The 3,556-nt window shown below is 70.4% G+C and carries 3 protein-coding genes; 2 read left to right on the top strand and 1 reads right to left on the bottom strand.

The genetic code is table 11. From position 1 onward, the window contains the following. The first annotated feature begins 222 nt into the window (after positions 1-222). Positions 223-930 (top strand): Crp/Fnr family transcriptional regulator, encoded by a 708-nt coding sequence (locus tag AC27VN_RS35960; RefSeq protein WP_256222614.1) that lies wholly within the window; start codon positions 223-225, stop codon positions 928-930. Between the two features lie 69 nt (positions 931-999). Continuing rightward, positions 1,000-1,494 carry a guanylate cyclase gene (locus tag AC27VN_RS35965; protein ID WP_398493777.1) on the top strand — a complete coding sequence of 165 codons (495 nt, stop codon included), beginning with the start codon at positions 1,000-1,002 and terminating at the stop codon, positions 1,492-1,494. 46 nt (positions 1,495-1,540) lie between these two features. Here AC27VN_RS35965 and AC27VN_RS35970 read toward each other — a convergent pair. After that, positions 1,541-3,556, bottom strand: a 2,016-nt coding sequence (locus AC27VN_RS35970) for a DUF6351 family protein (RefSeq protein ID WP_490879722.1), incomplete at its 5' end; no start/stop codon positions are given.

Consider the following 3,556-nt stretch of genomic DNA (forward strand, 5'->3'; position numbering starts at 1 on the left):
ATGGCCAGTGCCGCGACGGAGCCGGCGCGAAGGGCCGGCCACGGAGAAACCCGCTTGCGCGGTGCGTGGGGGATGGCGAACATGAGGTCTCCTGTGTTGGTGTCGATCTCCACAAAGATTAAGGAGCGGCACGCGGCACCACGGTCGTTGCGACGACAGATGAGGCGTGAATTGCTACAGGTAATCCCTGATTCCCCGCAGGCCGCGGCGTGCCTCGAGGGCATGGTGCGGCGCTCCCGGTGGGCGGCCGGTCTTTCTTCTTCCGATCTCGAGCGCGTGCTGGGCGGCATGCAGGAGCGCCAGTACGCGCGCGGTGCCTGCATCGCGGGCGCGGGCCAGGTGGTCGAGCACTGGATGGCGCTGATCGACGGCTTCGCGAAGATGTCGGTGGCCTCCGAGGATGGCCGCGTGTCGACGCTCACGGGCGTGTCGGCGGGCGTGTGGTTCGGCGAGGGATCGCTGTTCAAGCACGAGGCGCGCCGCTACGACGTGTTCGCGCTGCGGCCCACGCGCGTGGCGCTGATGCCGCGCCGCACCTTCGACTGGCTGCGCGAGACCAGCGTGCCCTTCAACCACTACCTGCAGGAGCTGCTCAACGCGCGGCTGAGCCTGTTCATCGGCGCGCTCGCGCACGAGCGCCTGCTCGACACCGACGCGCGCGTGGCCAACTGCCTCGCGAGCCTGTTCAATCCCGAGCTCTATCCCGATGCGCCGCGCCACCTGCAGGTGGGGCAGACCGAGATCGGCCTGCTCGCCAACGTCTCGCGCCAGCGCGTGAACGTCGCGCTGCAGCGGCTGCAGGCGCTGGGGCTGATCCGGCTCGAGAAGCGCGGGCTCACCGTGCTCGACCTCACGGGCCTGGGCAACTACCGCGTGTCCTACGACGGCCCCGCGCTGGCCGAGGACGCGGCCTCGGCACGCCGCGCCTGACGCGCTTCCGGCGCCGCACGACCCCTCGGTCGGCGGCTGGAAATGAATTCTTTTTGCTACAGTCCGTCGATGAATCTCACGACAGACGCCGCGGCCGCCCCGTACCAGGACCTGGGCGAGGTGCTTCGCCAGCGCGGCGTGCAGGAGGCGCTGCGCTGCCTCAACGCCGAGGTGCCGCACCGCTACACCGCGGTCTTCGTGCTCGACGGCGACCTGCTGCGCAACCTCTACATGGTCGACAAGCTCGGCGAGGCGCGCCCCGAACAGCTCGCCGTGGTGCCGCTGGGCAGCAGCTTCTGCCAGTTCGTGCTGCGCGACGGCCGCCTGTGCACCGAGGATTCGCGCGAGGAGCGGCTGCTCGACGGCAGCCCCTACCAGGGCATGGTGATCGCCTACCACGGCGTGCCGCTGACCCATGGCGACGGCCGGCTGGCCGGCACGCTGTGCCACTTCGACCTGGTGCGCCAGAGTCTCAGCGAGGCGCAGTTCGAGCGGCTGCAGCAGGCCGGGCGCCTGCTGTCGGACCCCGTGCTGCGCGCGGCGGCGCAGGGCGAGGGCGGCTGACCGGGCCCGAGGACCCGATCGACGCCGCCTCGTTGCCGCGGCCCGATCAGCCCGGCGCGACCGCGTAGCTCTGGAAGGTGCCCTTCAGCGGCACCTGCCCGACACCCGGCTTGGTCCAGTCGCACACGCCGCTGGAGAACACGGTCCGCAGCCGGGCGAGCTGCGTGGGCGTAAGGGTCTGGGCGTAGTCCGACGCCAGCACCGGCTTCAGCTGGCACTTGTTGATGTCGTTCGTCAGCGGCGCGCCGGCCTGCTGGCGCGGCTCGCCATGCAGCGGGTACATCGTGGCGCAGGTGCCGGTGGCGCCATAGGCCGGCGATTCCTCGTACTTGGTGCCGCTGCCGTCGAAGCAGGCGTCCACCGCGGCCCGGGGCTTGTGTGCCACCACCTTGTCGGTGGTCAGCGGCGCCGGGTCGGCCGCGATGCCGTCGAGCCACTGCGTCATCACGTCGAGCGACAGCGCGGCCAGTGGATAGCCGGTGCGCGGGCCGACCCAGATGACCTGGTTGTCGATGCGGCCGTTGGCGCGCTGCAGCCGCGCGCGCACCACCAGGTCGCGCTCGTGCGAATGGATGTCGCCCGAGGCATCGTTGTAGGTGCGCGAATGCAGGATCGGCACGAAGGCCAGGCCGCCGCCGCCCGAGTTGACCAGGCCGCTCGCATAGGCGCGCTCGAGCGCGAGCGCATCGCCCACGGTGCGCTGCGGCACTGGCTTGCCGTCCTTGTCGTAGCCGCCGACCTTCTCGTTGAGCGTCACGAACTCCTCGGCGCTGATCGCCCCCTTGTTGAAGGCCTCGAGCCCGTACTGCACGCCGACGTTGTCGAGCGGGCTGCGCGCGAAGCCGGTGATCGGGTCGCGGCCCATGATGTTGGTGCGCATGTCGGAGGTGGTGCAGCGCGCGCCGGTCGGGTTGTTGATCGGGTCGTAGACCTTCGAGACGTCCTTGAGCGCGCAGCCGGCCGCGTTGGTCGCGACGATGGTGTTGACGAAGCTCAGGTCCCAGGCGCGGCAGGTGCCGTTGGTGAAGCCGTCGACCGCCGTGCGCTTGGCATTGGTCCAGGTCGCGGTGTCGGCCTTGTAGACGTTCTCCAGCAGGCGGCAGTCGGCCACGTGCAGGCTGCCGTCGGGGAAGGTCAGCGAGGGCTGCAGGCCGTCGAGCAGGCCCGGGTAGATCTGCGTGATCACCAGCTGCTGGATCGCGCCGCCCGAACCGCCCGAGCCGGCGGTCCAGCGCGGCACGCCGTAGGTCTCGATGAAGCGCTCCTTCAGCATCATCAGCGTCTCGCCCTGCAGCACCGCGTTGCCGCGCTGGCCGTTCACGAGTTCGGTCGAGATCATGTAGGCGAAGCCGCGTGACAGGTGCAGGTCGCTCAGCGCATCGGTGGCCTGGTTCACGCCCTGGTTGTACTGCGTGCCCGCGCCGCCGCCGAAGCTCACCACCAGCCGGCCGTTCCAGCCCGCGGCGGGCTTGTAGCCGGTGGGCGCGGCGGTCTCGGCCGTGGGATCGTCGAGCAGCGCGATGCGGTAGATCGTGCGGCCCACCGTGCCCGAGTCCACGCGCACGATGTAGGGCACCGTCTTGCCCTCGATGGTCGTGGTCTGCGCCAGGTCGGACGGGCGCGCGAGCGGATCGGCCAGCGGCTTGAAGCTGCCGGCCGGCGTGCGGTAGAAGTAGTCGTTGCGCCGCGTCGCCGAGCAGTTCGCATCGAGCGGCGTGCCCATGTTCGATTCGACGGTGCGGCATTCGTAGGGCGTGAGCAGCGCGCCTGCGAGGATCGGGCCGGTGTCGGGGTAGTTGGTGAGCACCAGTTCGGCATTCGAGGACGCGCGGCCCTCGGCGCTCGCCTTCACCGCCAGCGTGTTGGCGCCCATGGCCAGGCCCTTGACCATGCCGCGCAGGCTGCCGTTCGCATCGCGCGCGAACTGGGCCGTCACCGGCTTGCCGTTCAGCGTGAGCTCCAGTCCCGAGGCCGTCGCGCCCGCGGGTGCCTTCACCTCGACCAGCGCATCGCCCCCGCTCACGAACTGCGGCTTGGACGACAGCACCGTGATCGAGGCCTG

The sequence above is a fragment of the Variovorax sp. 20P10.2.4 genome (genome assembly GCF_058244205.1).

Coding starts and splice junctions, on each gene's coding strand:
- AC27VN_RS35960 (WP_256222614.1), top strand. CDS start 223: ATGGTGCGGCGCTCCCGGTGGGCGGCCGGTCTTTCTTCTTCCGATCTC.
- AC27VN_RS35965 (WP_398493777.1), top strand. CDS start 1,000: ATGAATCTCACGACAGACGCCGCGGCCGCCCCGTACCAGGACCTGGGC.